The sequence below is a fragment of the Sphaerisporangium sp. NPDC049002 genome (assembly GCF_040649355.1).
Taxonomy (GTDB): Bacteria; Actinomycetota; Actinomycetes; order Streptosporangiales; family Streptosporangiaceae; genus Sphaerisporangium.
Map to the genome: position 1 here is coordinate 1 of NZ_JBEZFH010000048.1, position 26,704 is coordinate 26,704.

At 69.2% G+C, this 26,704-nt stretch carries 28 protein-coding genes and 1 riboswitch; of the genes, 20 read left to right on the top strand and 8 right to left on the bottom strand.

Annotated elements, in window-relative coordinates; all coding sequences use genetic code 11:
- The 11 genes from dacB to AB0B89_RS12940 form a co-directional block, all read left to right on the top strand.
- Positions 1 to 578 (top strand): D-alanyl-D-alanine carboxypeptidase/D-alanyl-D-alanine-endopeptidase (dacB, locus tag AB0B89_RS12890; protein WP_358551716.1); only part of this gene is annotated, 578 nt, incomplete at its 5' end.
- A 28-nt stretch (positions 579 to 606) separates the two neighbouring features.
- Entirely contained in the window at positions 607 to 1,698 is a 1,092-nt protein-coding gene (locus AB0B89_RS12895; RefSeq protein WP_358551718.1) for a zinc-dependent metalloprotease, read from the top strand.
- Positions 1,699 to 1,842: 144 nt separating this feature from the next.
- Entirely contained in the window at positions 1,843 to 2,820 is a 978-nt protein-coding gene (gene tilS, locus AB0B89_RS12900; RefSeq protein WP_358551720.1) for a tRNA lysidine(34) synthetase TilS, read from the top strand.
- Between the two features lie 15 nt (positions 2,821 to 2,835).
- Positions 2,836 to 3,393: a hypoxanthine phosphoribosyltransferase gene (gene hpt, locus AB0B89_RS12905; RefSeq protein WP_358551722.1), complete on the top strand. Its 558-nt coding sequence runs from the start codon at positions 2,836 to 2,838 to the stop codon at positions 3,391 to 3,393.
- A 278-nt stretch (positions 3,394 to 3,671) separates the two neighbouring features.
- Positions 3,672 to 5,690, top strand: coding sequence for an ATP-dependent zinc metalloprotease FtsH (gene ftsH / locus AB0B89_RS12910; protein ID WP_358551724.1), 2,019 nt, complete (start codon positions 3,672 to 3,674; stop codon positions 5,688 to 5,690).
- Between the two features lie 3 nt (positions 5,691 to 5,693).
- Entirely contained in the window at positions 5,694 to 6,281 is a 588-nt protein-coding gene (gene folE, locus AB0B89_RS12915; protein WP_358551726.1) for a GTP cyclohydrolase I FolE, read from the top strand.
- Between the two features lie 98 nt (positions 6,282 to 6,379).
- Positions 6,380 to 7,240, top strand: coding sequence for a dihydropteroate synthase (gene folP / locus AB0B89_RS12920; protein WP_358551728.1), 861 nt, complete (start codon positions 6,380 to 6,382; stop codon positions 7,238 to 7,240).
- Positions 7,237 to 7,674 carry a nuclear transport factor 2 family protein gene (locus AB0B89_RS12925; protein WP_358551730.1) on the top strand — a complete coding sequence of 146 codons (438 nt, stop codon included), beginning with the start codon at positions 7,237 to 7,239 and terminating at the stop codon, positions 7,672 to 7,674. The genes folP and AB0B89_RS12925 overlap by 4 nt, the downstream gene beginning before the upstream one ends.
- Positions 7,671 to 8,054: a dihydroneopterin aldolase gene (gene folB / locus AB0B89_RS12930; protein WP_358551732.1), complete on the top strand. Its 384-nt coding sequence runs from the start codon at positions 7,671 to 7,673 to the stop codon at positions 8,052 to 8,054. Before AB0B89_RS12925 ends, folB begins: the two co-directional genes overlap by 4 nt.
- A complete protein-coding gene (gene folK / locus AB0B89_RS12935; RefSeq protein ID WP_358551734.1) occupies positions 8,054 to 8,560 on the top strand; it encodes a 2-amino-4-hydroxy-6-hydroxymethyldihydropteridine diphosphokinase in 507 nt (168 codons plus the stop codon). The genes folB and folK overlap by 1 nt, the downstream gene beginning before the upstream one ends.
- Positions 8,561 to 8,710: 150 nt before the next feature.
- Entirely contained in the window at positions 8,711 to 9,166 is a 456-nt protein-coding gene (locus AB0B89_RS12940) for a DUF3180 domain-containing protein (RefSeq protein WP_358551736.1), read from the top strand.
- Positions 9,167 to 9,326: 160 nt separating this feature from the next.
- Here the strand turns inward: AB0B89_RS12940 and AB0B89_RS12945 are convergent, their stop codons facing one another.
- The 6 genes from AB0B89_RS12945 to AB0B89_RS12970 form a co-directional block, all read right to left on the bottom strand.
- The gene (locus tag AB0B89_RS12945) at positions 9,327 to 10,508 is read right to left on the bottom strand and encodes an NADH-quinone oxidoreductase subunit D (RefSeq protein ID WP_358551738.1); all 1,182 of its coding nucleotides are present in this window, start codon (positions 10,506 to 10,508) and stop codon (positions 9,327 to 9,329) included.
- A gap of 18 nt (positions 10,509 to 10,526) precedes the next feature.
- Positions 10,527 to 11,828 (bottom strand): aminotransferase class V-fold PLP-dependent enzyme, encoded by a 1,302-nt coding sequence (locus AB0B89_RS12950; protein ID WP_358551784.1) that lies wholly within the window; start codon positions 11,826 to 11,828, stop codon positions 10,527 to 10,529.
- A 110-nt stretch (positions 11,829 to 11,938) separates the two neighbouring features.
- A riboswitch (SAM riboswitch) is annotated at positions 11,939 to 12,054 on the bottom strand.
- A 171-nt stretch (positions 12,055 to 12,225) separates the two neighbouring features.
- Positions 12,226 to 12,582, bottom strand: a complete 357-nt coding sequence (locus tag AB0B89_RS12955; RefSeq protein ID WP_358551739.1) for a helix-turn-helix transcriptional regulator — start codon at positions 12,580 to 12,582, stop codon at positions 12,226 to 12,228.
- 189 nt (positions 12,583 to 12,771) lie between these two features.
- Positions 12,772 to 13,083, bottom strand: coding sequence for a hypothetical protein (locus AB0B89_RS12960; RefSeq protein WP_358551740.1), 312 nt, complete (start codon positions 13,081 to 13,083; stop codon positions 12,772 to 12,774).
- Positions 13,084 to 13,256: 173 nt separating this feature from the next.
- The gene (locus AB0B89_RS12965; protein ID WP_358551742.1) at positions 13,257 to 13,493 is read right to left on the bottom strand and encodes a hypothetical protein; all 237 of its coding nucleotides are present in this window, start codon (positions 13,491 to 13,493) and stop codon (positions 13,257 to 13,259) included.
- Between the two features lie 94 nt (positions 13,494 to 13,587).
- A complete protein-coding gene (locus AB0B89_RS12970; protein WP_358551744.1) occupies positions 13,588 to 14,016 on the bottom strand; it encodes a hypothetical protein in 429 nt (142 codons plus the stop codon).
- Between the two features lie 211 nt (positions 14,017 to 14,227).
- Between AB0B89_RS12970 and AB0B89_RS12975 the strand changes: the two genes are divergently transcribed.
- Complete coding sequence (locus AB0B89_RS12975) at positions 14,228 to 14,992, top strand: GntR family transcriptional regulator (RefSeq protein WP_358551746.1); 765 nt, start codon at positions 14,228 to 14,230, stop codon at positions 14,990 to 14,992.
- A gap of 36 nt (positions 14,993 to 15,028) precedes the next feature.
- Positions 15,029 to 16,120, top strand: a complete 1,092-nt coding sequence (locus AB0B89_RS12980) for an alanine racemase (protein ID WP_358551748.1) — start codon at positions 15,029 to 15,031, stop codon at positions 16,118 to 16,120.
- A 38-nt stretch (positions 16,121 to 16,158) separates the two neighbouring features.
- On the opposite strand, the gene AB0B89_RS12985 is transcribed toward AB0B89_RS12980, so the two are convergent.
- Positions 16,159 to 16,923, bottom strand: a complete 765-nt coding sequence (locus AB0B89_RS12985) for a class I SAM-dependent methyltransferase (RefSeq protein WP_358551750.1) — start codon at positions 16,921 to 16,923, stop codon at positions 16,159 to 16,161.
- 263 nt (positions 16,924 to 17,186) lie between these two features.
- On the opposite strand from AB0B89_RS12985, the gene AB0B89_RS12990 reads away from it, so the two are divergent.
- The 3 genes from AB0B89_RS12990 to AB0B89_RS13000 all read left to right on the top strand — a co-directional run bounded on the left by AB0B89_RS12990 (position 17,187) and on the right by AB0B89_RS13000 (position 20,221).
- Complete coding sequence (locus tag AB0B89_RS12990; protein WP_358551752.1) at positions 17,187 to 18,011, top strand: ATP phosphoribosyltransferase regulatory subunit; 825 nt, start codon at positions 17,187 to 17,189, stop codon at positions 18,009 to 18,011.
- 179 nt (positions 18,012 to 18,190) lie between these two features.
- Complete coding sequence (locus tag AB0B89_RS12995; protein ID WP_358551754.1) at positions 18,191 to 18,967, top strand: TerC family protein; 777 nt, start codon at positions 18,191 to 18,193, stop codon at positions 18,965 to 18,967.
- Between the two features lie 45 nt (positions 18,968 to 19,012).
- Positions 19,013 to 20,221, top strand: a complete 1,209-nt coding sequence (locus AB0B89_RS13000; RefSeq protein WP_358551756.1) for a cytochrome P450 — start codon at positions 19,013 to 19,015, stop codon at positions 20,219 to 20,221.
- On the opposite strand, the gene AB0B89_RS13005 is transcribed toward AB0B89_RS13000, so the two are convergent.
- The gene (locus AB0B89_RS13005; protein ID WP_358551758.1) at positions 20,202 to 21,143 is read right to left on the bottom strand and encodes an SAM-dependent methyltransferase; all 942 of its coding nucleotides are present in this window, start codon (positions 21,141 to 21,143) and stop codon (positions 20,202 to 20,204) included. The genes AB0B89_RS13000 and AB0B89_RS13005 overlap by 20 nt on opposite strands.
- Positions 21,144 to 21,415: 272 nt before the next feature.
- On the opposite strand from AB0B89_RS13005, the gene AB0B89_RS13010 reads away from it, so the two are divergent.
- From AB0B89_RS13010 to AB0B89_RS13025, 4 genes are all read left to right on the top strand, one after another.
- Entirely contained in the window at positions 21,416 to 22,306 is an 891-nt protein-coding gene (locus AB0B89_RS13010) for a DUF2520 domain-containing protein (protein ID WP_358551760.1), read from the top strand.
- Positions 22,307 to 22,356: 50 nt separating this feature from the next.
- Positions 22,357 to 23,175 carry a pantoate--beta-alanine ligase gene (gene panC, locus AB0B89_RS13015; protein ID WP_358551786.1) on the top strand — a complete coding sequence of 273 codons (819 nt, stop codon included), beginning with the start codon at positions 22,357 to 22,359 and terminating at the stop codon, positions 23,173 to 23,175.
- A gap of 108 nt (positions 23,176 to 23,283) precedes the next feature.
- Complete coding sequence (locus AB0B89_RS13020) at positions 23,284 to 25,914, top strand: L-aspartate oxidase (RefSeq protein ID WP_358551762.1); 2,631 nt, start codon at positions 23,284 to 23,286, stop codon at positions 25,912 to 25,914.
- Complete coding sequence (locus AB0B89_RS13025) at positions 25,914 to 26,696, top strand: type III pantothenate kinase (RefSeq protein ID WP_358551764.1); 783 nt, start codon at positions 25,914 to 25,916, stop codon at positions 26,694 to 26,696. The genes AB0B89_RS13020 and AB0B89_RS13025 overlap by 1 nt, the downstream gene beginning before the upstream one ends.
- Positions 26,697 to 26,704 lie beyond the last annotated feature (8 nt).

Consider the following 26,704-nt stretch of genomic DNA (forward strand, 5'->3'; position numbering starts at 1 on the left):
CGGCCGCGACCGCCACGGAGATCGCCAGAGTCGAGTCACCGCCGGTGTACGCGCTCGTCGAGCACATGCTGACCTTGAGCGACAACGACGTCGCCGAGGCGCTGGCCCACCTCGTCGCGCTCAAGGAGGGCAAGCCGGGCACCTTCACCGGTGTCTCGCAGGCCGTCCAGGGGACGCTGAAGAGGCTCGGCGTGGGTGACGGCGTCACCGTCTACGACGGGAGCGGGCTGTCCACCCGCAACCGCATCACGCCCACCGCGCTCGCCCGCCTGATCGCCCTGTCGGCCTCGCCCGCCAACCCGCGCCTGCACGCCCTCATCAGCGGGTTGCCGATCGCCGGGTTCACCGGCACGCTCGGCCACCGGTACGGCAAGCAGGACACCAAGGCCGCGGCGGGAGTGGTACGGGCCAAAACGGGCACGTTGAACGGGGTGAACACCCTGACGGGTCTCGCCAGGACGGCCGACGGCCGGTTGGTGGCCTTCGCTTTCATGGCCGACAACGTGCCTGACCCGGACGGGGCTGTGGCGGCGCTCGACCGGATGGCCGCACTCGTCTCCGGGTGCGGTTGCTCATAACCGCGCCGCACGACGTACGGTGGTGAACATGCAGGTGATCGACTGGGATCTGGCCGTAACTACCGGTGTACGCCTTGTCCGACCTGGGCCGCAGGTGAGCCGGGACGAGGCCAGGCACGCTGTCACCGAGCTCAGGCGGCTGTCGCGCGAGGCCGAAGGGCACGTGCAGGAGTTCGCCCGCATCGACGGGGCCGCGTCGCCCGAGGAGGCCACTGTCGTGGACCGTCCCGGGTGGATCCGCGCCAACGTCGAAGGTTTCCGTGTCGTCCTCGAACCGCTGACCGAGCGCATGAGCTCCGGCCGCACGCAGATCCCCGCCATCGTGGGCGCGGTCGGCTCCCGCGTGACCGGCGTGGAGGTCGGCGCGGTGCTGGCCTTCCTCGCCTCGCGCGTGCTCGGGCAGTACGAGCTGTTCCTGCCGCCGGACCCCAGCGGGCGGGCGCCCACGGGGCGGCTCACGCTGGTCGCGCCCAACATCGTGCACACCGAGCGCGAGCTCGGCGTGAACCCCCGTGACTTCCGGCTCTGGGTCTGCCTCCACGAGGAGACCCACCGGGTGCAGTTCACCGGAGTGACCTGGCTTCGCGAGTACGTCCGCGCGCAGATGACCGAGTTCCTGCTCGCCTCAGACCTCGACCTCGGCACCCTGCTCGAACGCATGCGCGCCGCCTCCGACGCCGTCGCCGACGCGCTCAAGGGCGGCGAGGGCAACCTCATCGACGCGATCCAGACGCCGGAGCAGAAGGAGATCCTCGACCGGCTCACGGCCGTGATGACGCTGGTCGAGGGGCACGGCGACTACGTCATGGACGCCGTCGGGCCCTCGGTCGTGCCGTCCGTGGCCGACATCCGCTCGAAGTTCCAGCACCGCAGGGAGGGCGGCTCCCGGTTCGACAGGACCATCAGGCGCCTGCTCGGCGTCGACCTGAAGATGAAGCAGTACGCCGAGGGGTCGGCGTTCGTGCGCAAGGTCGTCGACGAGGTGGGCATCGACGGGTTCAACCGCGTCTGGGGTTCGCCCGCCACGCTGCCGAACCACGCCGAGATCCAGAATCCCGAGCAGTGGATCTCCCGCGTCGTCCGCGCGCCCGAGCTACCGGCCGCCAACGGGCAGGGCTAGCTAGCCGCCCATCCCGGCTCACGGCCGTGCCGAGGCGCTCACTCCGGGGTGGCTGGTCGGGGGTGTCCTGGCCGCGGCGGACCCGGCGCGCTCACTCTGGCGCGGCTGGTCGGCGGGGTGCCCCGGCCGCACCACACTAGGAGCATGGGACCGCATCCCGCTGTGGCGGAGATCCGACGTGCCGTACGGCTCTCGCTCGCCGACGTGCCGCAGGGCTCCCTCGTGGTGGTCGCGTGCAGCGGCGGGAGCGACTCGCTGGCGCTCGCGGCCTGCCTGGGGTTCACCGCGCCCCGGCAGGGGCTGCGCGGCGGGCTCCTGACCGTCGACCACGGCCTGCAGGAGGGCTCGCGCGAGCGCGCGCGGGAGGTGGCGGGCCTGGCCGGCCGGTTCGGCCTGGAGCCTGCCGAGGCCCTCACCGTCACGGTGGGCAGGGCCGGCGGTCCTGAGGCCGCGGCGCGCGACGCCAGGTACGAGGCGCTCTCGCTGGCCGCGGAACGGCTCGGCGCGTCGGCGGTGCTGCTGGGGCACACGCGTGACGACCAGGCCGAGACCGTGCTGCTCCGGCTCTCCCGGGGAAGCGGCACCCGTTCGCTATCCGGCATGCCCGCGTCCTCGGGGATCTACCGGCGGCCCCTGCTCGGTGTCGCCCGGCGCACCACCAGGGCCGCGTGCGAGGCGCTCGGCCTCGTGCCCTGGGACGACCCGCACAACACCGACCCGGCGTACGCCCGGGTGCGGGTGCGGCACGACGTCCTCCCGGTGCTCGAACGGGCGCTTGGGCCCGGCGTGACGGAGGCGCTCGCTCGTACGGCGGCTCTGTGCAGGGACGACGCCGACGCGCTCGACGAATGGGCCGACGAGGTGTACGCCGAGCTCAGGGAAATCGGCGCCGGGCTGACGGTCGCCGGGCTGGAGGAACTGCCCGGCGCGGTGCGGCGGCGGGTGATCCAGCGGGCGGCCCTCGCGGCGGGCGCGACGGCGTCCGCGCTGGCGGCCGTCCACATCGAACAGGTCGACCGGCTGATCACCGAATGGCGCGGCCAGCGGGTGGTGGAGTTACCCGGGGGGATCGGAGTGGTCCGGCGGTATGGCACCCTGATATTCGCCAGCACCCTCTCATGAAGGAAACAACCCCAGGTGGACGCAGCCGACATGGGCATGGACCTGGAAAAGGTCCTCATCCCCGAGGAAGAGCTTCAGGCGAAGATCAAGGAGCTCGCCGGGCAGATCGACGCGGATTACGCGGGCAAGAACCTATTGATCGTCGGAGTTCTCAAGGGTGCGGTCATGATCATGGCCGATCTGGCGCGGGCCCTGCACATCGAGGTCCAGATGGACTGGATGGCCGTCTCGTCGTACGGCGCGGGCACCAAGTCGTCGGGCGTCGTCAGAACGCTCAAGGACCTCGACACCGACATCGCCGGGCGGCATGTCCTGGTGGTCGAGGACATCATCGACTCCGGGCTGACACTGTCGTGGCTGATCCACAACCTGCAGTCGCGTGACCCCGCCTCCGTGGAGATCTGCACCCTGCTCCGCAAGCCGGAGGCCGTGAAGGTGCCGATCGATGTGAAGTACGTCGGGTTCGACATCCCCAACGAATTCGTGATCGGGTACGGGCTCGACTATGCCGAGCGCTTCCGTAACCTGCCGTTCATCGGCACTCTGGCGCGCCATGTGTACGGGGCGGAGTAAGCCCTGAGCGAAGTTTCTGATCGTCAACTGGTGCGATACAGCGTTATTCGGTCTCGTCGTGGGGAACACGGGACCGCCTGACGTACGTTGGTAGGACAAAGCCGGTGTCGCCGGGGCAGTGACCCTGCGCGGCGGCCCGGTGTACCTTCGGAGGTCTCGGAGGTGCGATCACCTCCGGGTGATCAGTAGGAGCGGTTTGGGATGCCGCTAACCCCGGGCTCGCCCGGGGCGTCAGGCCGTGTTCAGGAAGGGACGGGCCCGCAGGGGTTCCGCATCGGATGGATCTCAAGCGATTTACACGTGGGCCACTGCTGTGGATCCTGGGCATCGTCGTGCTGCTCCTTCTCGCCTCCACGTTCTGGAGCGGCAACAGCAACTATGCCCAGAAGGACACCTCGTTCGTCATCAGCCAGATCCAAAAGGGCGCTGTCGACAACGCGGTGATCGTTGACAAGGACCAGCGCATAGAGATCAAGACCGCCCAGAAGATCGGCGGCGAGGATCGCTTCTATTCGTACTGGGTCCAGGGGCAGGGCGTCGAGCTTCAGAAGCAGCTTCAGACCCAGGTCGAGGCGGGCAAGCTGCCCGGCGGATACAAGGTCACCGTGCCGACCGAGAACTTCCTCGTCGGTCTGCTGGTGAGCTTCCTCCCGATCGTCATCATCGTCCTTCTCTTCTTGTTCATCATGAACCAGATGCAGGGCGGCGGCTCCCGGGTCATGAACTTCGGGAAGTCCAAGGCGAAGCTCATCACCAAGGACACTCCCAAGACCACCTTCGCCGACGTCGCGGGCGCCGACGAGGCCATCGAGGAGCTCCAGGAGATCAAGGAGTTCCTGCAGGCCCCGGCCAAGTTCCAGGCGATCGGTGCGAAGATCCCCAAGGGCGTGCTGCTGTACGGCCCGCCCGGCACCGGCAAGACCCTGCTGGCCCGCGCGGTCGCGGGTGAGGCCGGCGTGCCGTTCTACTCGATCTCCGGTTCCGACTTCGTCGAGATGTTCGTCGGTGTCGGCGCCTCCCGAGTGCGCGACCTGTTCGAGCAGGCCAAGGCGAACGCTCCGGCGATCATCTTCATCGACGAGATCGACGCCGTCGGACGGCACCGCGGCGCGGGCCTCGGCGGCGGCCACGACGAGCGCGAGCAGACGCTGAACCAGCTCCTTGTCGAGATGGACGGCTTCGACGTCAAGGGCGGCGTGATCCTGATCGCGGCGACCAACCGGCCCGACATCCTCGACCCCGCGCTGCTGCGCCCCGGCCGGTTCGACCGCCAGGTCGTCATCGACCGGCCCGACCTGGAGGGCCGCAAGGGCATCCTCCGCGTCCACGGGCGGGGAAAGCCGTTCGCGCAGGATGTCGACCTCGACGTCATCGCCCGCCGCACGCCTGGCTTCACGGGCGCCGACCTGGCCAACGTGATCAACGAGGCGGCGCTGCTGACCGCCCGCCAGGACCAGAAGCTCATCACGATGAACACCCTTGAGGAGTCCATCGACCGCGTCATGGCGGGTCCCGAGCGCAAGAGCCGGGTCATGTCCGACCAGGAAAAGAAGATCATCGCTTACCACGAGGGCGGGCACGCCCTGGTCGCGCACGCCCTGCCCAACTCCGACCCGGTACACAAGATCACGATCCTGTCCCGTGGCCGGGCCCTCGGCTACACCATGACGCTCCCCATGGAGGACAAGTTCCTCGCCACCCGGTCCGAGATGCTCGACCAGCTGGCGATGCTGCTCGGCGGGCGCACCGCCGAGGAGCTGGTCTTCCACGAGCCCACGACGGGCGCGGCCAACGACATCGAGAAGGCCACCTCCATCGCCCGCCGCATGGTGACCGAGTACGGCATGAGCGAGCACCTCGGAGCCCGCAAGTTCGGCACCGGCAACAGCGAGGTCTTCCTCGGCCGTGACATGGGCCACGAGCGCGACTACTCCGAGAAGATCGCTTCGACGATCGACGAGGAGGTCCGCCGCCTGATCGAGGCCGGCCACGACCAGGCCTGGGAGATCCTCGTCCAGTACCGCGACGTGCTAGACAACCTCGTGCTCGAGCTCATGGAGAAGGAGACCCTCTCCCGCCAGCAGGTCGTCGAGATCTTCGCTCCCGTGGTCGTCAGGGAGAAGCGTCCGTCGTACTCCGGGTACGGCAAGCGGCTTCCCTCCGACCGGCCGCCGATCCTCACGCCCAAGGAGGTCGCGGGCAACGGCAACGGCACCGCGCTTCCCGTCGGCAACCAGGCGGCTCCCGGGTCCCTGCTGCACAACGACCATCACCCGGCGCCTCAGGACGAGGCCTGACAGGTGAGTGCGACTCCGCTCAAGGTCGACTCGGACCGGATCGAGAAGGCCGTTCGTGAGATCCTTCTCGCGATCGGCGAGGATCCGGACCGGGACGGCCTGCTCGACACCCCCGCCCGGGTCGCTCGCGCGTACGCCGAGCAGTTCGCCGGGCTGGGGCAGGCCCCCGAGGACGTCCTGACCACCGTGTTCGACGCCGACCACGACGAGATGGTGCTGGTGAAGGACATCGAGGTGTTCTCCACCTGCGAGCACCACCTCGTCCCCTTCCACGGCGTCGCCCACGTCGGGTACGTGCCGAACGCCAAGGGGCAGATCACCGGCCTGTCCAAGCTGGCCAGGCTGGTCGACGTCTACGCCAGGCGCCCGCAGGTCCAGGAGCGCATGACGTCGCAGATCGCCGACGCGCTGATGGAAGTGCTCGCGCCGCGCGGCGTCATCGTCGTGATCGAGGCCGAGCATCTCTGCATGACCATGCGGGGCGTGCGGAAGCCGGGTGCCAAGACCATCACGTCGGCCGTCCGCGGTGACTTCCGCGACAGCGACAGGACCCGCGCCGAGGCGATGGCCCTGATCCTCGGCCGCCGCTGAGCCGGGGCACGATCCTCCGGGTGCGTCGATCCGATTCGTTATCCACAAGCCGGACCCATGGCACAGATCGTCACTGGGGAGCACCTAGGCTTGACGCCATGACCACCACATGGAGGGTGCCAGGCGTGCCCGACAAAGGGCGCTGCCTGGTCATGGGCGTGGTCAACGTCACCCCCGACTCCTTCTCCGACGGCGGCGAGTGGTTCGACCCCGAGGTGGCCGTGCGCCACGGCCTCGATCTGGTCGAGCAGGGAGCCGACATCGTCGACGTGGGCGGCGAGTCCACCCGGCCGGGCGCGGCCAGGGTCTCCCTGGCCGAGGAGCTGCGGCGCGTGTCGCCCGTCATCCGCGCCCTGTCGGAAGAGGGTGTCACGGTCAGCGTCGACACCATGCGCGCCGAGGTGGCCGAGGCCGCAGTGAGCGCGGGCGCGAGCCTGGTCAACGACGTCAGCGGCGGCCTGGCCGACCCGGCGATGCCGCGTGTCGTGGCGGCGGCCGGCGTCCCCTACGTCGTGATGCACTGGCGTGGCCACAGCCACGACATGGACGGGCGCGCGATCTACTCCGATGTGGTGACCGAGGTCACCGAGGAGCTGCGCAAGCGGGTCGACACCGTGCTCGCCGAGGGCGTGGACGAGCGGCAGATCATCGTCGACCCGGGCCTCGGCTTCGCCAAGCGGGCCGAGCACAACTGGTCCCTGCTCGCCGGCATCGGCAGGCTGGGCGAGCTTGGTTACCCCATCATCATCGGAGCGTCGCGAAAGCGCTTCCTCGGCCGCCTGCTGGCCGACCCCGATGGCACCCCGAGGCCCTTCGGCCGGTCCGACGACGCCACGCTCGCTGTCACCGCACTGGCCGCCCACGCCGGCGCCTGGTGCGTGCGGGTGCACCACGTGCCTTCCAACGCCGACGCCGTGCGTGTCGCGGCGGCCTGGCGAGAGGGGGAGGGGGTTCTATGAGCACGACGGCAGCGGAGATCGAGAAGCTCAACGAGGCCTTCTACACCGCGATCGAGAGCGGCGACCTCGACCGCATGACCGAGATCTGGGCCGACGACGGCGAGGGCCGGGTGGCGATGTGCGTCCATCCCGGTTGGCCGATGCTGAGCGGCCGGCCCGAGGTACTGCGCTCGTGGGCGCTGATCATGGCGAACACGCCCTATATCCAGTTCGTGCTGACCGACGTCCGCACCACCGTGATCGGCGACGTCGCGGTGCTCACCTGCGCGGAGAACATCCTCACCGCCGCCGACACCGAGGACGCCACCTTCGCGGCGGGCCGGGTGGTCGCCACCAACACCTTCGTGAGGACCCAGGCGGGCTGGCGGCTCTGGTTCCACCATGGCTCCCCCGTCCTCCAGGGCGAGGATGACGACGACGAGGACGACGAATGACCATCCCCGGCGAGACGGGTCCGCGTGACAGTGTGAGCCTGGTGGGGCTCCGGGCGCGGGGGCGGCACGGCTGCCTGCCCGCCGAGCGCGAGCTGGGCCAGGAGTTCGTGGTCGACATCACGCTCTTCCTCGACACCGCCCCGGCCGCCGCCGGTGACGACCTGGCCAAGACCGTCGACTACGGCGAGCTCGCCGTCCGGCTGGCAGGCATCGTCGAGGGTGAGCCGGTCAACCTGATCGAGACCCTGGCACAGCGCCTGGCGGGCGCGTGCCTCGCCAACGAGCTGGTCGAGGAGGTGGAGGTCAAGGTGCACAAGCCCGCCGCGCCGATCCCGCTTCCCTTCGACGACGTGATCGTGACAGTGAGGAGGAGGCGCTAATGAAGGTCGTTCTGGCGCTCGGCAGCAACGTCGGCCGCCGCTTCGACACGCTTCAAGGTGCCGTTGACGCGCTTTTCGACGCCCCCGGGCTCGACTTCGTGGCGGTGTCCCCGGTTTACGAGACCGATCCGGTGGGCGGACCGCCCGATCAGCGGCCGTACTTCAACGCGGTGGTGATCGGGCAGACCATGACGCTGGGCCCCCAGGCGATCCTGGAGCGTGCGCTGAGCGTGGAGACCGCCTTCGGCCGGGTCCGCCTGGAGCCGTGGGGTCCGCGCACCCTCGACGTCGACCTGATCATGGTCGGTGACCTGCTCTCCGACGACCCCGAGCTCACGCTCCCGCATCCTCTGGCCCACGAACGGGCGTTCGTGCTGGTGCCGTGGTCGCAGGCCGATCCAGGGGCGGTGCTTCCCGGGCGGGGGTCGGTGGCCGGTCTGCTCGCCGACCTCGACCAGAGCGGCGTGCGACTACGGGCCGACCTGGCCCTGCAGCCCCCCGGCTGACGGGCGCCCGAGGCCCGTGGCCGGCCGGTCGGGGCACGATCCGTCCCCGGCCTGTGGACAGGCCGGTCGGGAGCCCACCACCCTCCGCGGGCAGCCGGCCGGCGCACGAGGGGTCCGCGGGTTGCGGTGGGGAGACAAGAGGAGGATCGCGTGAAACCGAGCCGTCCCGGCGTGCTCGTCCTGTTGGTGGTCGCTTTCACGGTCCTGACGTGGGCCGTGTTGCAGAAGGTCTACTCAGATCTGCCGACCGTGCCGTGGACCGCCATACCGACAGTGCTCATCCTGGCGGTCGGCGAGGCGTACAGCGGGTGGATGACCCGGGCCCGCATCGAACGCAGGCCCGGCACCAAGCCGGTGGAGCCGCTGGCCGTGGCCCGGCTGGCCGCGCTGGCCAAGGCGTCCGCCTACGTGGGAGCCGCGTTCGCCGGGGTGTTCGCGGGCTTCGTCTTCCACGTCGTCCCGCTGCTCGACCAGGACACCCCCCGGCGTGACTTCTTCCTCGCCGGCGGTTCGCTGATCTCCTGTGTGGTGCTCGTCTGCGCGGCTCTGTTCCTGGAGCACTGCTGCCGGGTGCCCAAGCGCCCCGACGACGACGCGAAGGACTGAGGACGACCAGCGGGGCCCGGCCCCGAGGCCGGGCCCCGCTCTGCAAGGAGCCACCCTTAATCCCTTGATCCCTGTCCCTTTACGCAATGTTGTTCCTTCACGAGATCGACGGTGTTAAACGCGTCTCGCGAGATTCGTGGTGAGAAACCCCGAAAAAAGATCACTTGTCGATGTCGCCGACGACGAAGAACATCGAGCCGAGGATGGCCACCATGTCCGAGATCAGGTGGCCGGGAAGCATCTCCCTGAGCACCTGCACGTTGTTGAAGGACGCGCTGCGCAGCTTGAGCCGCCACGGCGTCTTCTCGCCCCGCGACACCAGGTAGTAGCCGTTGAGCCCGAGCGGGTTCTCGGTCCAGGCGTAGGTGTGGCCCTCGGGCACCTTCAGCACCTTGGGCAGCCGCTGGTTGATGGGACCGGGCGGCAGCGACCGCAGGCGCTCCACGCACGCGTCGGCGAGGTCGAGCGCGACCTTCACCTGGTCGAGCAGCACCTCGAAACGGGCATGGCAGTCACCCGCCGAGCGCGTGACCACCTTGACGGGAAGCTCCCCGTAGGCCAGGTACGGCTCGTCGCGGCGCAGGTCGAGATCGACCCCCGAGGCGCGGGCGATCGGCCCGCTGACCCCGTACTGCATGATCGTCTCGCGGTCGAGCACCCCGACCCCCCGGGTGCGCGCGAGGAAGATCTCGTTACCGGAGATCAGGTTCTCGATGTCCGGCAGCCGCCTGCGCACGTCGGCGACCGCCTGGGCGACCCGGTCGAGCCAGCCGTACGGGAGGTCCTCCTTCAGGCCGCCGACCCTGTTGAACATGTAGTGCATGCGCCCGCCGGAGATCTCCTCCATGACGGCCTGCAGGGTCTCTCGCTCGCGGAAGGCGTAGAACACGGGCGTGATGGCGCCGAGCTCCAGGGGATACGACCCGAGGAACATCAGGTGGTTGAGCACGCGGTTCAGCTCGGCGAGCAGCGTGCGCGCCCACACCGCCCTGACCGGCACTTCCATGCCCAGCATGCGTTCGACGGCGAGGACGACGCCCAGCTCGTTGGCGAAGGCCGACAGCCAGTCGTGCCGGTTGGCCAGCACGATGATCTGCCGGTAGTCGCGGACCTCGAAGAGCTTCTCGGCGCCACGGTGCATGTAGCCGACGATCGGCTCGGCGCTGCCGATGCGCTCGCCGTCCACGGTGAGCCGAAGGCGCAGGACACCATGGGTCGAGGGGTGCTGGGGGCCGATGTTGAGGATCATGTCCTCGGTGGCCAGTTCCTTGGCCCCGGCCCCGATCCCCACGACCCGTTCGGTGCGCGCGCCTCCGGTGCCAGCTCCGCGAGGTTCGGTCATAAACCCCATGCTGTCACGTCAGCGGCGTGAGGCAAGATCCGAGAGGGCGGTGACCAGGCGGCGGACGTGCTCCTCGGTCGTCCCGATGCCGATGGACGCCCGTACGGCCCCGGCGGTGCCGTCCGCGCACGAACCGTCGGCGGCCTGGCCGACGGCGTCGAGCAGGTGCCTGACGAAGGGATGGGCGCAGAACTTGCCGTCGCGCACCCCGATGCCGTACTCGGCGGACAGCGTCTCGGCGACCTCCCTGGCGGTCCAGCCCTCGACCACGAAGGAGACGATGCCGACGCGCGGGTGGGCGGGCCCCCAGAGCGACAGCTCGTGGACGCCCGCGATCGCGGCGAGGCCGTCGCGCAGCAGTTCGACGAGGCGCTCCTCCTCCCTGATCAACGCCGTCCAGCCGGTGGCCGAGAGGGCGTCGCAGGCGGCGGCCAGGGCGACGGCGCCGAGGACGTTCGGCGTGCCGGCCTCGTGCCGCTGCTCGGGGTCCGCGCTCCACTCGGCGTCCAGCGGCAGCCCCTGCCCGGCGCCTCCGGTGACGGCCTTCGACGCGCCGCCCCCGCGCAGGTACGGCTCGGCCTGGGCGAGCCAGTCGGCCCGGCCGATCAGGGCGCCCGCGCCGAACGGCGCGTAGAGCTTGTGCCCGGAGAACGCCACGTAGTCCAGGTCGAGCGCGGTCAGGTTGAGCCGGCGGTGGGGGACGAGCTGCGCGGCGTCCACGAGGATCCGCGCGCCGTGCCGGTGGGCGATGTGGGCCAGGGCGGCGATCGGCCACAGCTCGCCGGTCACGTTCGAGGCCGCGGTGACGACCAGGAGCTTGGGTCCCTCGATGGCCGCCAGGGTCTCGTCCGCCGCGCGGACCGCCTCGCCGGGGAACCGCGGGGGCGCCAGCCGTACCGCCTCGGGCCAGGGGAGCAGGGACGCGTGGTGCTCGGTCTCGAAGACCACGACGGTGGTGCCCTCGGGCAGGCAACGGGCCAGCAGGTTCGCCGCGTCCGTGGTGTTGCGGGTGAACACGACGGCGTCACCGGGACGGGCGCCGACGAAGGCGCGCACGGTGTGCCGGGCCTGCTCGTAGCGCGCCGTGGTGAGCTGCGAGGCGTACCCGGCTCCCCGGTGAACGCTGGAATAGGCCGGGAGCGCGGCGGCGACCGCGGCGCTCACCGGCTCCAGACAGGGGGCGCTCGCCGCGTAGTCGAGGTTGGCGTACCGCACGAGCCCGCCGCCCTTGACCGGGACCTCCAGATCTCCACCGAGCACGGCGGGGATGGCCGGAGCGGTACGTCCCGCCGCCTCGCCCTGGAAAGCACTGCCGGGCACGGAGCCGCCGGAGGCGTCCGAGCCGGAAACGACGGGATTCAGGACAGTGAGTGCGGACAACGCCGGCCTCCTAGGGTCATGGGACCCCGGCCATGGCGTTGGTATGACGGAGCCCGCGCTTGACTGGCGCACCTCGCACCAGACCTGGTCCTCACCCGGGGCACCCCGCCGCGAGCGCGAGGGTTGCCGGTCAGCGAGCCGGGGCTTGACGCTGACACTCATGACCTACGGGGACTATAACCCAACCTCCCCCCGCCTCCGCAACGTGACAAGCCCCACGCCCCGAGCCGTTCTCAGGCAGCACTGGCAGTCACCGCTCCTGCCGGGTGGTGTTCACCATTTAGCAGCCGGGATCTCGCAACCGGTGAACACCACCGCAGCGGCGAGTAACGCCGAGTTATGACGGGCCTTCGCCACCGAGAAGTTCGGTGGGAATGCCCAGGCCATCAACCAGATCGCGTACCATCGTCACGCCGCTGGCCAGCCGGGTCCCCGATTCGAGCTGAGACACATAGCACTGAGATCGCCCGATAAGCTCCGCCAGTCTCTCCTGACTCATCCCGGTATGCTCGCGGATCAACGTGCATACGGCGACAAGATCCCATGAAGCAAGCGCTTCACGGATATCAGGAAGGGTCCACACCTCCGCTGGTACCGGTCGAGCGTCCGCAGCGCACGGGCCACACACATCATCGGTGTTGTACCGGCTCAGCGGGCGTACACACTTGCGGCACATTCGCTCCGGCTCGATCATGGCGTCACCTCGGACCCGCAGTACCGGCGAGGTAGCTCCTCATGCTCGTCAACCCGGCAGCCAAGGGCTTCGAGGGTGGCGAACCCACGGTGACGCAACAGCCGCACAGGAGCTCTTCCACGAGGGAACACGCGAGGGGACGGCCATAGTGGCGCAGGTGCTCGGTCACACGCCCGGCATCGGGTCGGCTCAACCGCATCGCTCCTCGCCATGGTGGAAGACGATCGCGCCGCTGGCATGGTCCCGGTTAGCGCGCACCAGGATGGGCCCGTACCGGTAGCACGGGTAGGGGTAGGCGAAGAGGTCCAACCGCGCCGGGCGGACTGTCCCCCGGCCACGATCGGGCATGGTGTGCAAGGCGGCCAGTAGCGCTCTGCGCGCCCTGACGGACGTGTCCGTCACGCCACGAACTCCGCGCCCGCCCAGATCGTCGGCGTCCCACGTCCACAGCACCGGCTCATCATCGACGTTGTCGGGGTCCAGTCGCGGTACTCCGCTCATGGCCCGGCGTTGTGCCGGTAGGGCCGGAGCCGACCCGGGGAGCGAAAGGCGCCGACTGATGGCGCCGGGAAAGTAGCCGCCCACGGAAATCCGTGCGGTCGTGGGCATGCCGTATGGGTCGCGCGGCTCGTCGTCATTCCTAATGGGCTCGCGCTCGTGCTCGTCGCAGCTGGTCATGCTGCCCTCCCCGGAGAATGGATCACTTCGAGCTCGGACTGACGCATGAGCTCGCGCAATCCCTCGAGGGTGTGCGAGTTGATCATCAGCGGCTCGCACGACCAGAGGGCGATCGCGTAGAACCGGCGGTTCCAGGTGCCGTACATGACGTGCCAGCCGGGCTCCAGTTGGTCGAGTTGGACGGCGGCCGCGGGAGGCTGGCCGCGTCGTGTGCGTACGGCGGATGTCCGCACCACCGGCAACCGAGAGGCTTCGGCGGGGTCTCGGCGCGGTGCCGGATACGGACGAACCGGGGCGTGGGCCGGGTTAGGACGTTCCTAGGATTGTTCATCGGATCGCACCCTTCGCGTGCGCGAACTGCTCGCGGCGGCGGTCAGGCCACAGCCCGCGTTCCATCACCTGGTCCACGCGCATTTCGTGCTGGCGGGGTGCCTGTTCGCCTGTGCGGCGGAGCTTGACCCGCTCCCGCGGGGACAGCGGCTCGCCCCTACCGGCCGTGCGCAGGTTCAGCCGACGGGTCTGGTAGTCCCGCCACCAGACCGCGACATCCCCGTCCAGTCGCTCGGTGCCCTGCTTTACCCACGCCCCCAGCTTCCCCAGCGACGGCCGGAACTTGGTGATGCGCTCGGTGGTCATCTCATAGGCGTGCGGCGCTACGGCCGGCTCGCTCATAGTCATGGCCACCAGTGACAGCTCCAGGACAGCAGCGCCGGATGCGGACTCGTTGGTGATGGACCGCAGGTCAGTCTTGGGCATGATGAGAACGCCTCTCTTGAAGGGGTGCCAGGGCGCGGGCCCAGGTTTGGCGACATGGCCGCGCCTGGCTGTTCGACTTCCGCTCGACTCGGCAGGTATGCTGCCGAGCAAAACGCCAAACGTTTGTCGATATCCCGATGATGTATCTGTGAGGGCCGGGTGTCAACAAACATCAAACGTTTGGCGTTTCTAGCGGACCGAAAAGAGGGAAATGAGCCACCCGAGCAAGCTGGGCTTCCGCCAGATCGCAGCCCAGATCCGAGAAGAGATCGTGAAGGGCGTTTACCCGCCTGCCACGGTCCTTCCGGCTGAGCCGGTGCTTGCCGAGCGGTACGGCGCATCGCGAAGCTTGGTCAACAGAGCAATGCAGGTACTTGCAGCAGAGGGCATGATCCGCCCTCGTCAAGGGAGGGGAACCATGGTCACCTACATTCCGCCAATGCTGCACTCGCCAGCGCGCTACTCCCGCCAGGCGCGCGAGGGTGGGCAGGCGCGCGGAGCCTTCGACGCAGAAGTGCGGGCAATCGGGCTCGAACCGCAGCATGAGATCACGACCAACAGGGCCGTTCCGCCGGACGACATCGCCGATGCTCTTGGACTGCCGCGCAGGGAGGAGAATGTCCTCGTTCGCCGCAGGCGCCTTCTCGCGTCCGGCATCCCGATGCGCCTCAACACGTCGTGGTTCCCGCTGTCCATCGCCGAAGGGACGGTTCTGGAAGAGCCGGGGCCGGTCATCATCGGTGGCGTCAAGTCAGCGCTCGCCGAGCTCGGCTACCCCCAGACGGAAGCAACCGAGTGCATCGTCGTCCGGCCTCCCACCGACGCCGAAGCCGAAGCTCTGGAGATCAGCCCTGAGCGGACCGTTCTCGATATCTTCCACGCCGGCAAGACGGGAGATCACCGAATTGTGGAAGTGACCACGACGGTCACACCAGCTCACTACCTGGTGGTTGAGAACACCTTCCCCCTCGCCTGACGTGCGGCCAGACACAACCCGATCGGAGACGATGCGATGACAGCCACACTGCCGATACGCGCACGGGCCTTGGAACTGGCCGACGCGGGCGAGCTACCCGCTTACGTGTACGACCTCGCCGACCTTGATACCCACCTGGCCACCATTCGGGCGACTCTCGGCGATATCGAGGTCTACTACGCCGTCAAGGCCAACCCCGATCCGAAGCTGTTGCAGGTAATCGCGCCGTACGTCGATGGCTTCGAGGTGGCGTCAGGGGGAGAGCTTGCCCATGTGCGCAAGTTCTTCCCCGAGACGCCAATTGCACTGGGCGGGCCTGGTAAGACCGACGCCGAACTCTTCGCCGATGTGACGAGGTTGCACATCGAAAGCTCCAGCGAGATTCGGCGGTTGTTCGCCGCGGGCCGGTCGGCTGACATGCTGTTGCGGGTCAATCTCGACGTCCCGATCAGCGGAGCGTCACTGGCAATGGGGGGCGGTGCGACGCCGTTCGGCATGGATCCCGCCGGCATCTCCGAGTGCATTGAGATGCTGGCCGGTCAGAACGCCGTACGGCTTCGCGGTATCCACGCTCATCTGGCCAGCGGCCTGGACGCGCCCGCCATGTTGGAGCTAGCCGCCGCTGTGCTCGACTACGCGCGCAGTCTCGGCGTGACTGAGATCAATCTCGGGGGCGGCATGAGCGTGTCTTACGCCGATCCCGCTTCTCGTTTCGACTGGAAGACGTACGGCGAAGGGCTGGCTGCTCTACGCCGTCCGGGTGAAATCCTGCGCATCGAGCCGGGCCGTTCCTTGTCGGTCTACTGCGGGCGGTACGTCACTCAGGTCATCGACGTGAAGCGCGTCCACGGCGAGCTATTCGCGGTAGTCGCGGGCGGAACGCACCACATCAGGACACCCGCAACCAAGGGGCACAGCCAGCCAATGGCGATCGAACAGCGGGGAGAACCGACCACGATCGTTGGCCAGCTCTGCACCCCGAAAGACACCATGGCGCGGCACGTGCCGGTGAGCCTGAAGACGGGTGACGTCGTGGAGTTCCTCATGGCAGGCGCCTATGCATGGAACATCTCCCACCACGATTTCCTGATGCATCCGAAGCCCACCTTCCATTACCTGGAAGGCTGAGCCGATTACTGACACCGGTCACAGCTTCGCTCGGTGGGTCATGCCGTCTTCCGCAGTTGAGCGATGTATCCGGCGCCCTCGATTTCGGCGTGTTCGAGCGTCCACGGTGACCGGTCCGTCAGGTCGGACAGTTCCTGGATGGAGGCGAACAGGTAGTCGAACCATTCGGTGGCGGTGCGGCCGTGGCGGACGCGCAATCGCAGCTGGCCTGCCATCCGGCCATGTCTGCGGTTGTGCTCGTGATAGGCGAGATGGTCGGGGTTGTCGGTGCCGTAGGGGTCGGTTCCGCTACCAATCAGCAGGGCGTTCGGATGGGCCAGTTCGGAGAGTTTCATGAGCACTTGGGGAGCGCGATCGGATCCGCCGAGCAGGCCGAGATTGTTGCCCAGCAGCAGTACCGTATCGAATCGGCCAAGATCTGGGGGTGGTTCGTAGAGCGAGCCGTGGACGGCGGTGACGCCACGCCGGCGGGCCACGGTGACGGCACCCGGGGAGTTGTCCATGCCGACGACGTCGAATCCTGCATCGGCAAGCGCGAGGGCGTGGCGGCCGGCACCGCAGCCGGTGTCCAGAACCCGCCCTGCCGCCTGCTGGCAGGCCCACCCATCAAGTCGATCCAGCTGATCGGGAGGAGTGAAGTATTTGGCCGCGTCGCTGGCCATGAGCAGGCCGTCGTCTCGTTCCACCAGCTCCATCACAGCGCCGGGCGCTCCCTGAGCACGCCAGCATTCCTGGAGCGTCTGGCCGAAGGCGTCACCGATGACGAGGCCACGGACAGGGTCGATCGCGGTGTCTTCGGTCATGTCCGCCCCCTGGAGTCCTGGCTACGCCGCATCGCGGCGGAAATGATCGCTACCGTGGTGCCACGCCGGATAGCCATGCGCTGACTTCTTCATCGTCGCGGGCGGCCGGTACGGAACGCCCTGCAGCTGACGACCTCGGTGGACGAGTCAACGGTAGGAACCCCTCCGAATGATCACCATTGCAGCTGCAATGGTGATCAGCTTTTTCATGACGCACACTCCGTTCGTCAACACTCCCTGCGACTGACAGGCCGGAGACCGACGTGACCGAGCTAAATCTCCCCCTAAGGGGAACAGGCGACATCTTCGGGTTACCGCTGCGCAAACGCCTGGCTGTCACCAGTGCGCTTGCCCATCTGGCCCGACGGCACGGCTACGACCAGATCGAGGTGCCGCTGATCGAGCGGGCCTCCTCCTTCTCTGAGGAGGTCGTCGGCCGCTCTCCGTGGCCGGAATGGGACCAGCGCGGCTGCTTCTACCTGAAGGTCCCCGACTACCACAGCTCCTACGACACTCCACCGGTGCTCACCGACGCGCTGCTGATCCCCGAGGGCACGATCTCGGTCACCCGATGGCTGGGCCGTCTGCTCTCCGAAGAACCGGAATTCGTCTGGCCGCTCAAGCTGTTCTACCTCACGCCGTGCTTTCGCAACGAGCTCATGGATGGCCTGGATGAGCTCAAGCGGCGCCAGTTCACCCAGTTCGGGCTGGAGGTTCTTGGGACACCGTCGGGCAGCGCCGACATCGAAGTCATCCATCTGATCACCATCAGCCTGTACGAGCTCGGCATCCCTGAGCGCACCGTCCGGGTGCGAGTCGGCGACGTGGCCATCTTCAACCGGCTTGTCGAGCTTTCTGGCCTAGATCCCGATCCGGCGATCCGGCTCAAGGAAGCCCTCGACGCGATCGCCGAGTGCAAGGCCGGAAAACGCCCCGAACGTCACCCCGCGCTGATCGACGACATCGACAGGCTGACCTGCGAGGCTCATCTTGACCCGCGCTGGGCGAAGGTGTGGGGCGTTCGTGCCGACCGGGGGGGGCGGGCTGAGCGGGCACGGTCGCGGCAGGTAAAGGGCTGGTCATGCTGACACTCATGACTTACGAGTGACTATGACGCAGGTTCCCCCTCGTCTCCGCGACCTCTTAAGGGGGTGCGAGGGGTCTCGAAACTTCGCGAACTTTGTCGGATCCCCGCGCGTTGACAGGGGAACGGCCGCCGCCCTTGGGGGTCGTGACCTGGACGAATCGCTAGCCGGAGGAGATCGTCATGGACTGGGTGGTCAACCCGGAGATCTGGATCGGGTTCTTCACCCTGGTCGCTCTGGAGATCGTGCTGGGGATCGACAACATCATCTTCATCTCGATCCTCGCGGGCAAGCTTCCCCCCGAGAAGCGCGACCGTGCGCGCAAGGTGGGGCTCGGGCTGGCGCTGGTGAGCCGCCTCGCGTTGCTCCTCGCCCTGTCGTGGGTCGTACGGCTGACGACGCCGCTGTTCGAACTTTTCGGCCAAGGCATATCGGGGCGAGATCTGATCCTGATCCTCGGCGGCCTGTTCCTGCTGGGCAAGAGCACCTTCGAGATCGGCGACAGTCTGGAGGGCGCGTCGGGTCACTCCAGCGCCAGGACGGGCGCGACCTTCAGCGCGGTGATCGTGCAGATCATGCTGCTGGACGTCGTGTTCTCGCTGGACTCGGTCATCACGGCCGTCGGTATGGTCGACGAACTGGGTGTAATGATCGCAGCGGTGATCGTCGCGGTCATCGTCATGCTCTTCGCGGCCGGCCCAATCAGCGGGTTCGTCGAGAAGTACCCGAGTATCAAGATGCTGGCCCTGGCCTTCCTGGTGCTGATCGGCGTCGTGCTCATCGCCGAGGGCTTCGAGCAGCACATCTCCAAGGGCTACATCTACTTCGCCATGGCCTTCTCGCTGGGCGTGGAGTTGCTCAACATCCGGGCGCGCAGGAAGGCGGGCCGCCAGCGGCCGGTGGAGCTGCGGGAGCGCTACGAGGAGTCTCCCGAGCCCGGTGACGTGGCGAAATCCTGAACCGGGCTGTCGGCTGTGGGGGCAAATCCCATTTACGATGACTTCGTGCGATTTCATCCTTGGAATCCTGACTTCGTCGCTCATCCGTACGACGTCTACCGAGAGCTCCGCGACACCGAGCCGGTCAGCTTCTTCGAGCCGACCGGCCAGTGGCTCGTGGCGCGGCACCCGGACGTCAACGCGGCGCTGCGCGATCGACGGCTCGGCCGCTCCTACCTGCACGTGGCCTCGCACGAGGAGTTCGGCCGCGAGGCGGAGCCCGGCTTCCAGGAGCCGTTCTGGCGGGTGATCCGCGCGGGCATGCTCGACGTGGAGCCGCCGATCCACACCCGGCTGCGCCGGCTGGTGTCCAAGGCCTTCACTCCGCGCATGGTGGAGGAGCTCCGGCCGCGCGTGCGGCGGATCGCCGGCGAGCTGGTCGACGGCTTCGTCGAGCGCGGGGGCGGCGATCTGCTCTCCGAGGTGGCCGAGCCGCTGCCGGTGACCGTCATCGCCGAGATGCTCGGCGTGCCCGAGGCCGACCGGCACCTGCTGCGGCCCTGGTCGGCCGACATCTGCGGCATGTACGAGCTCAGCCCGTCCGTGGAGGCGCAGCACACGGCGGTGCGCGCCGCCTCGGAGTTCGCGGGCTACCTGCGCGAGCTGGCCGCGAGCCGCCGCAGGGATCCGGGGAACGACCTGATCAGCGCGCTGGCCCAGGTGGCCGACGAGGGTGACAGGCTCACCGAGGACGAGCTGGTCGGCACGTGCGTCCTGCTGCTCAACGCCGGTCACGAGGCAACCGTGAATGTCACGGGCAACGGCTGGTGGTCGCTGTTCCGCAACCCGGACGAGCTGGAACGGCTGCGCGGCGATCTGTCGCTGCTTCCCACGGCGGTCGAGGAGCTGATGCGCTGGGACACCCCGCTGCAGATGTTCGAGCGCTGGGTGCTGGAGGACATCACGATCGGCGGGGTGGACATCCCGAAGGGCGTCGAGGTGGCCCTGCTGTTCGGCTCGGCCAACCGTGACCCGGAGGTCTTCGAGGATCCCGACCGGCTGGACGTGGGCAGGAAGGACAACCCGCACATCTCGTTCGGAGCGGGCATCCACTTCTGCCTGGGCGCTCCCCTTGCCCGCGTGGAGCTCATCGAGTCGTTCGGAGCCCTGCTGAGGGCCGCCCCCAAGATGGAACTCACGGAAGAGCCGGCGTGGAAGCCCAACTACGTCATCCGCGGCCTCGAATCGCTCAAGATCAGCGTTTCCACTGGCTGAGCCAGCCGAAGCCGCCCAGCCCCGCGGGGTCGATCAGCTCGGCCTCCTGGGACGCCTGGGCGAGCGCCCTCAGATAGCCCCCGGGATCGGTGCCGGCGAGGCTCAGCGGAGGCCGGCTGCCGCTGACCCCCAGACCCTGTAACGCATGTCGTTGCGTGGTCAACGTTGTGGATATCGCTCCGGCCCGCTCGCCCGCCTCCGCGCACGCGTCCAGGGCGACGTGTGCGGTGATATCGCAGGATCCGTCGGGTATGGCGGGTACGCAGGCCCCATCCCGATATCCCGCCAGGGTTCCGAAGGGCGGCCGGTTATCCACAGGGTGTGCATAATCCACGGCCACCGCGAGCCCCTGCGTCAGCCGTACGATCACCGACTTCCAGGCCTCGTCGCGAGGGCGGCCGATCTCGGCGCGCAGGCCCGTCGACCTGAGTGGCCACCAGCGCTCCAGCCACCGCAGGTCGTTCTCGCCGGGCGGGTCGCCGAGGCTCTCCTCGCCCGTGCGCGGATCGACGAGCACCAGCCGGCAGCCGTCGGGGGTCCGCTCGGCGACGTCGAGGGGCACGTTGTCGAGCCACTCGTTGGCGACCACGAGCCCGGTGATCTTCTCGGGCAGGGCCCCGGACCAGGTGATCTCGTCGTCCAGGCCCTCCGGGCGAGGGGCGAGGTCGACGGCCGTGACGCGCAACCGTTCGACCAACTCGGGCTCCGCCGTGTGGAGAACCTGGGTCACCAGCAGGCCGTCGCCGGAGCCGACGTCCACGAGGTCGATCTCGCCGGGATGTTCGAGCGCGTCGTCGACAGTGCGCAGCAGGCGGAGCACCGCTTGGGCGAACACGGGTGAAGCGCCCACCGAGGTCCGGAAGTGTCCAGACGGACGCTCCCTGATGTAGAACCCGTCGTCGCCGTAGAGCGCTCGATGCATGGCCTCCCGCCACGTGACCCACACGGGACTGGACGTTACCAAGGATGTATGCCCCATGACCGTCGTGCTGACAGGCTGCTGTCAAGCCGCGAGCGGTTCTACAATCCGCCCACGGTTCATCGTATATAGCGGCATATATAGGTTTTTGTCCTTAACGTAGGTGCCCGATGGATACGCGAGGGCCAAGCGGCGGAGCCGGACGGGGACGGGCACGGGCACGACCGTTACGCTGGTCGACTGGGCCTGGTTCGTCGATTGTGAACAGGAACGTGATGGAGACAAGCGACCGCCCGGGGCGTCTCGCGGTCGGGGTCCTCGGAGCCGGACGAGTGGGTTCCGTCCTCGGTGCCGCCCTCGCGCAGGCGGGGCACCGCGTCGTGGCCGCCGCCGGGGTCTCCGACGCCTCACGCCGCAGGGCCGCGGAGCGGCTCGGGGTGGGCATCTCCCAGCCCGACGACGTCATCCGCCGGGCCGACCTCATCCTGCTCACCGTGCCCGACGACGTGCTGCCCGGCCTGGTCGCGGGGCTCGCCGCGACCGGCGTGAGCCTGCGGGGAAAGATGCTCGTGCACACGAGCGGCGCGTACGGCCTGGGCGTGCTGGAGCCCGCCACCGCCGCCGGCGGCGTCCCGTTCGCCATCCACCCGGTGATGACCTTCACCGGCAGGGACGACGACCTGCGCCGCGTCTACGGCTGCTCGTTCGGCGTCACCGCGCCTGAGCGGCTCAGGCCGGTGGCCGAGGCCCTGGTCATCGAGATGGGCGGCGAGCCGGTCTGGATCGCCGACAAGGACCGCGCGCTCTACCACGCCGCCCTGGCCGGAGCCGCCAACCACATGGTCACCCTGATCGCGGAGTCCCAGGAGCTGCTCAAGAAGATCGGGGTGGAGAATCCCGGGCGGATGCTCGGCCCGCTGCTCGGAGCCGCTCTCGACAACGTCCTGCGCCTCGGCCTCGTGGGGCTGACCGGCCCCGTGGTGCGCGGCGACGCGGGCACGGTGCGCAAGCACGTGGACGCGCTCATCCTCGCCGCGCCCGAGGCCGCGGACGCCTACGTCGCCCTGGCCCGGCTCACCGCCGACCGTGCCCTGGCCGCCGGGCTGCTCAAGCCCGAGGCGGCCGAACGCCTGCTCGACGCCCTTGGAGGAAATTCGTGGACGTGATCGTCGCCGGAGACCGTCCGGAGCTGCTCGCGGCCCGCGCCGCGCTCGGCATCGGCGGCGGGTACGACCGGGCGGCCGGGGGCACGCTCGCCCTGGTGCCGACCATGGGAGCCCTGCACGAGGGGCACCGCTCGCTGATCCGCCTCGCCCGGGAGTACGCCGATCACGTGGCGGTCAGCATCTTCGTCAATCCCCTCCAATTCGGCCCAAACGAGGATTTTTCCCGCTACCCCCGTACATTTGACGCCGACCTGCGCGTGTGCGCGGCCGAGGGCGTGAGCCTGGTCTTCGCTCCGTCGGCCGAGGAGATGTACCTGCCCGACCGCCAGGTCGGCGTGTCCACAGGCCAGATGGGCACGGTGGCCGAGGGCGCCTTCCGGCCGGGGCACTTCGACGGCGTGCTGACCGTCGTGCTGAAGCTCTTCAACCTCGTCCAGCCGGACGCCGCCGTCTTCGGCCAGAAGGACGCCCAGCAGCTCGCGATGATCCGCCGGATGGTCGCCGACCTCAACCTGCCCATCACGATCGCGGGCGCCCCCACGGTCCGCGAGCCGGACGGGCTGGCGCTCTCCAGCCGCAACCGCTACCTGTCGGCGGCCGAGCGGGTCACCGCCCTCGCGCTGTCGGCCGCGCTTCGCGAAGGCGCCGGCCAGACCCGTCCCGAGGACATCCTGCACGCCGCGCACGCCGTGCTCGACAAGGCCGCCGACGCCGATCCGCCCCTGGTGCTCGACTACCTGAGCCTGGTGGACCCCGCGACGTTCACTCCCGTCGCCGACGGTCACCGAGGTGAGGCCGTGCTCGCGGTCGCCGCCAGGGTGGGCACGACCAGGCTGATCGACAACGTCGTCCTGACGCTCGCCCTCTGACAGCCCTCGCGGGCACCGGCGACGCACTCCGGCAGGGGTGCCCCACCCCTTTGCGAGCGTCGTTCGGTCATGCCCTATCGTCATAGTGACGAAATGAGGGAGCGACCCATGACCCACCCGCCCATCCCCCGGCGGCTCACCGCGCCCGAGCCCGGTTGGTCCGTCCACGCAGACGTCGTCGTGGTCGGGTCCGGCATCGCCGGGCTCACCGTGGCACTCCGGTACGCGGAGCTCGCCCCCGGCGCCCGCGTGCTGGTCGTCACCAAGGACGTGCTCTCGGCGGGGTCGACGCGCTGGGCGCAGGGCGGGATCGCCGCAGTGCTCGACCCCGACGACTCCTCGGCCGACCACCTCAGCGACACGCTCATCGCCGGAGTCGGTCTCTGCGACGAGCGGGCCGTGAGGACCCTGGTGACGGAGGGGCCGGCCGCGCTGCGGCGGCTCATGGACCACGGGGCCCGGTTCGACAGGGAACCGGACGGCGAGCTCCAGCTCACCCGCGAGGGCGGCCACCGCCGCGACCGCATCGTCCACGCGGGCGGGGACGCGACCGGGGCCGAGGTCCAGCGCGCCCTGGTGGAGGCGGTGCGGGCGAGCGCGTCCGACGGCGGGAGCGTCGAGATCATCGAGCACGCGCTGGTGCTCGACCTGCTCAAGGACGCCTCCGGGGCCGCGTGCGGCATCACGCTGCACGTGATGGGCGAGGGCGCGAGGGACGGCGTGGGGGCGGTGCGCGCGGGCGCCGTCGTGCTCGCCACCGGCGGCATGGGTCAGGTGTACGCGGCGACGACGAATCCCGTGGTGTCCACCGGTGACGGGGTGGCCCTCGCCCTGCGGGCCGGGGCGGTCGTGCGCGACCTGGAGTTCGTACAGTTCCACCCGACCGTCCTGTGGCTTGGAGAAGGGTCGACCGGCCAGCAGCCGCTCATCTCCGAGGCGGTGCGGGGGGAGGGCGCCCTCCTGGTCGACGGGGCGGGCGAGCGGTTCATGACCGGCGTCCACGAGCTGGCGGAGCTCGCCCCGCGTGACGTGGTCGCCAAGGCGATCATGCGCCGGATGCTGGAGACCGGCGCGGACCACGTGTACCTCGACGCCCGGCACTTCGGCGAGGAGAAGTGGCGCTCGCGCTTCCCCACGATCCACGCGATCTGCCTGGAACACGGCATCGATCCGGTGCGCGAGCCGATCCCCGTGGCGCCGGCCGCCCACTACGCCAGCGGTGGCGTCCGCACCGACCCGCGCGGCCGTACGAGCGTCCCGGGCCTCTACGCGTGCGGTGAGGTGGCCTGCACGGGCGTGCACGGGGCGAACCGGCTCGCCTCCAACTCCCTGCTCGAAGGGCTCGTCTTCGCCGAGCGCATCGCGGCCGACCTGGTCTCCCTGCGGCCCAAGTCGGACGCAGGCCCCGCGTCGGACGCAGGCCCCGCGTCGGACGAGCTCGCGCCCGCCGGGTCAGCGGCCGTACGGCCCGCGCTGGGTGAGCCGGTCGACGACGGGCGGGCCGCCGGGCTCGTCGACCCCCGGGTACGGCCGCGCGTCCAGGGACGGATGAGCGGCGGCGCGGGAGTGCTGCGGAGCGAGCGGAGCCTGTCCGAGGTCGCCCGCGGCCTCCTGGACGCCCGCTGGACCCCTGTGGCCGTCGAGCCCTGCACGGAATCCTGGGAGGCCACGAACCTGCTCACCGTGGCCACCGCGCTCGTCACGGCGGCGCGGGCGCGGGAGGAGACGCGCGGATCGCACTGGCGCGAGGACTTCCCCGAACGAAATGATGCCTGGTGGCTGGGGCACCTTGACGTGACCCTGACCGAGGAGGGACTTGCCATGACCTACCGGCAGCACGACGAGGACCGCACGACCATGCTCCCGCACCAGGTCGAGACCGACCTCGTCGTGGCGGGCCTCGACCCGGCGGCGGTCATGGCGCTGATCGGCACCGCGATCGCCGAGGACCTGTCCCAGGAAGGCGACGTGACCACCATCGCCACGATCCCGGACGACCAGGTGGCCGCCGGCGACGTCGTGGCGCGTTCCGACGGCGTGGTCTCCGGGCTCGCGGTCGCCGAAGCGGTGTTCTCCTTCTCCTCCCGGGGCCGCCTGACCGCCGAGCGCCACGTGAAGGACGGCGAGGGGGTCTCGCGAGGTGACGTGCTGATGACGGTCTCCGGGCCGGCTCGCGACCTCCTCACCGCCGAGCGCACGGCGCTCAACCTGCTCACCCACCTGTCCGGCATCGCCACCCTGACCCACCGCTGGGTCCAGGCGGTGGCGGGGACGACCGCGCGCATCCGTGACAGCCGCAAGACCCTGCCCGGCCTGCGAGCCCTGGAGAAGTACGCCGTGCGGTGCGGCGGTGGGGTCAATCACCGGATGTCGCTTTCCGACGCGGCCTTGATCAAGGACAATCACGTGGTGGCGGCCGGTGGGGTCGCCGAGGCGTTCCGCGCTGTGCGACAGGCCTATCCCGGGCTGCCGATAGAGGTCGAGGTCGATCGCGTCGACCAGCTCGAACCGGTGCTCGCGGAAGGGGCGGAGGAGATCCTGCTGGACAACTTCAGCGTGGAGGAGCTGGCGCACGCCGTCCGGCTCGTGGACGGCAGGGCACGCCTTGAGTCCAGCGGAGGACTCACCCTGGATTCGGCGCGTGAAGTGGCCGAAACCGGTGTTGACTACCTTGCTGTCGGTGCGCTGACCCACTCGGCGCCCGCACTCGACATCGCTTTGGACCTTCGGGAGGCTTGATGCTGCTAACGATCGACGTCGGCAACACCCACACCGTGCTCGGCCTGTTCGAAGGCGAGGAGGTCATCGAGCACTGGCGCCTCGCCACCGACGCGCGGCGCACCGCCGACGAGATCGCGGTCGTCCTCCAGGGGCTGCTCGGCCAGAGCCCCCTGCTCAAGGGGGCCGACATCAGCGGCATAGCCATATGCTCCACGGTCCCCTCCGTGCTCAACGAGATGCGCGAGATGTGCAGGCGCTACTACGGCGACGTCACCGCCGTGATCGTGGAGCCCGGCGTCCGCACCGGGGTGCCGGTGCGCATGGACAACCCCAAGGAGGTCGGCAGCGACCGCATCGTGAACGCGCTCGCCGCCATCACGTTGTACGGCGGGCCGTGCGTGATCGTCGACTTCGGCACGGCGACGTCGTTCGACGCCGTCTCCGCCAAGGGCGAGTACGTGGGCGCGGTGACCGCCCCGGGCATAGAGATCTCGGTGGACGCGCTCGCGGCGGCGGGAGCGCAGCTCCACAAGGTCGAGCTCGTACGGCCGCGCTCGGTGATCGCCAAGAACACCGTCGAGGCGCTCCAGGCCGGCATCATCTACGGCTTCGCCGGCCAGGTCGACGGCATCGTCGAGCGCATGGCGCCGGAGCTCGCCGCCGACCCCGACGACGTGACCGTCGTGGCCACGGGCTCCCTCGCCTCGCTGGTGGTCGATGAGGCCCGCTCCATCGACGTGCACGAGCCGTGGCTCACGCTCATCGGCCTGCGTCTCATCTACAACCGCAACATCGGTTGAGCCCCGCG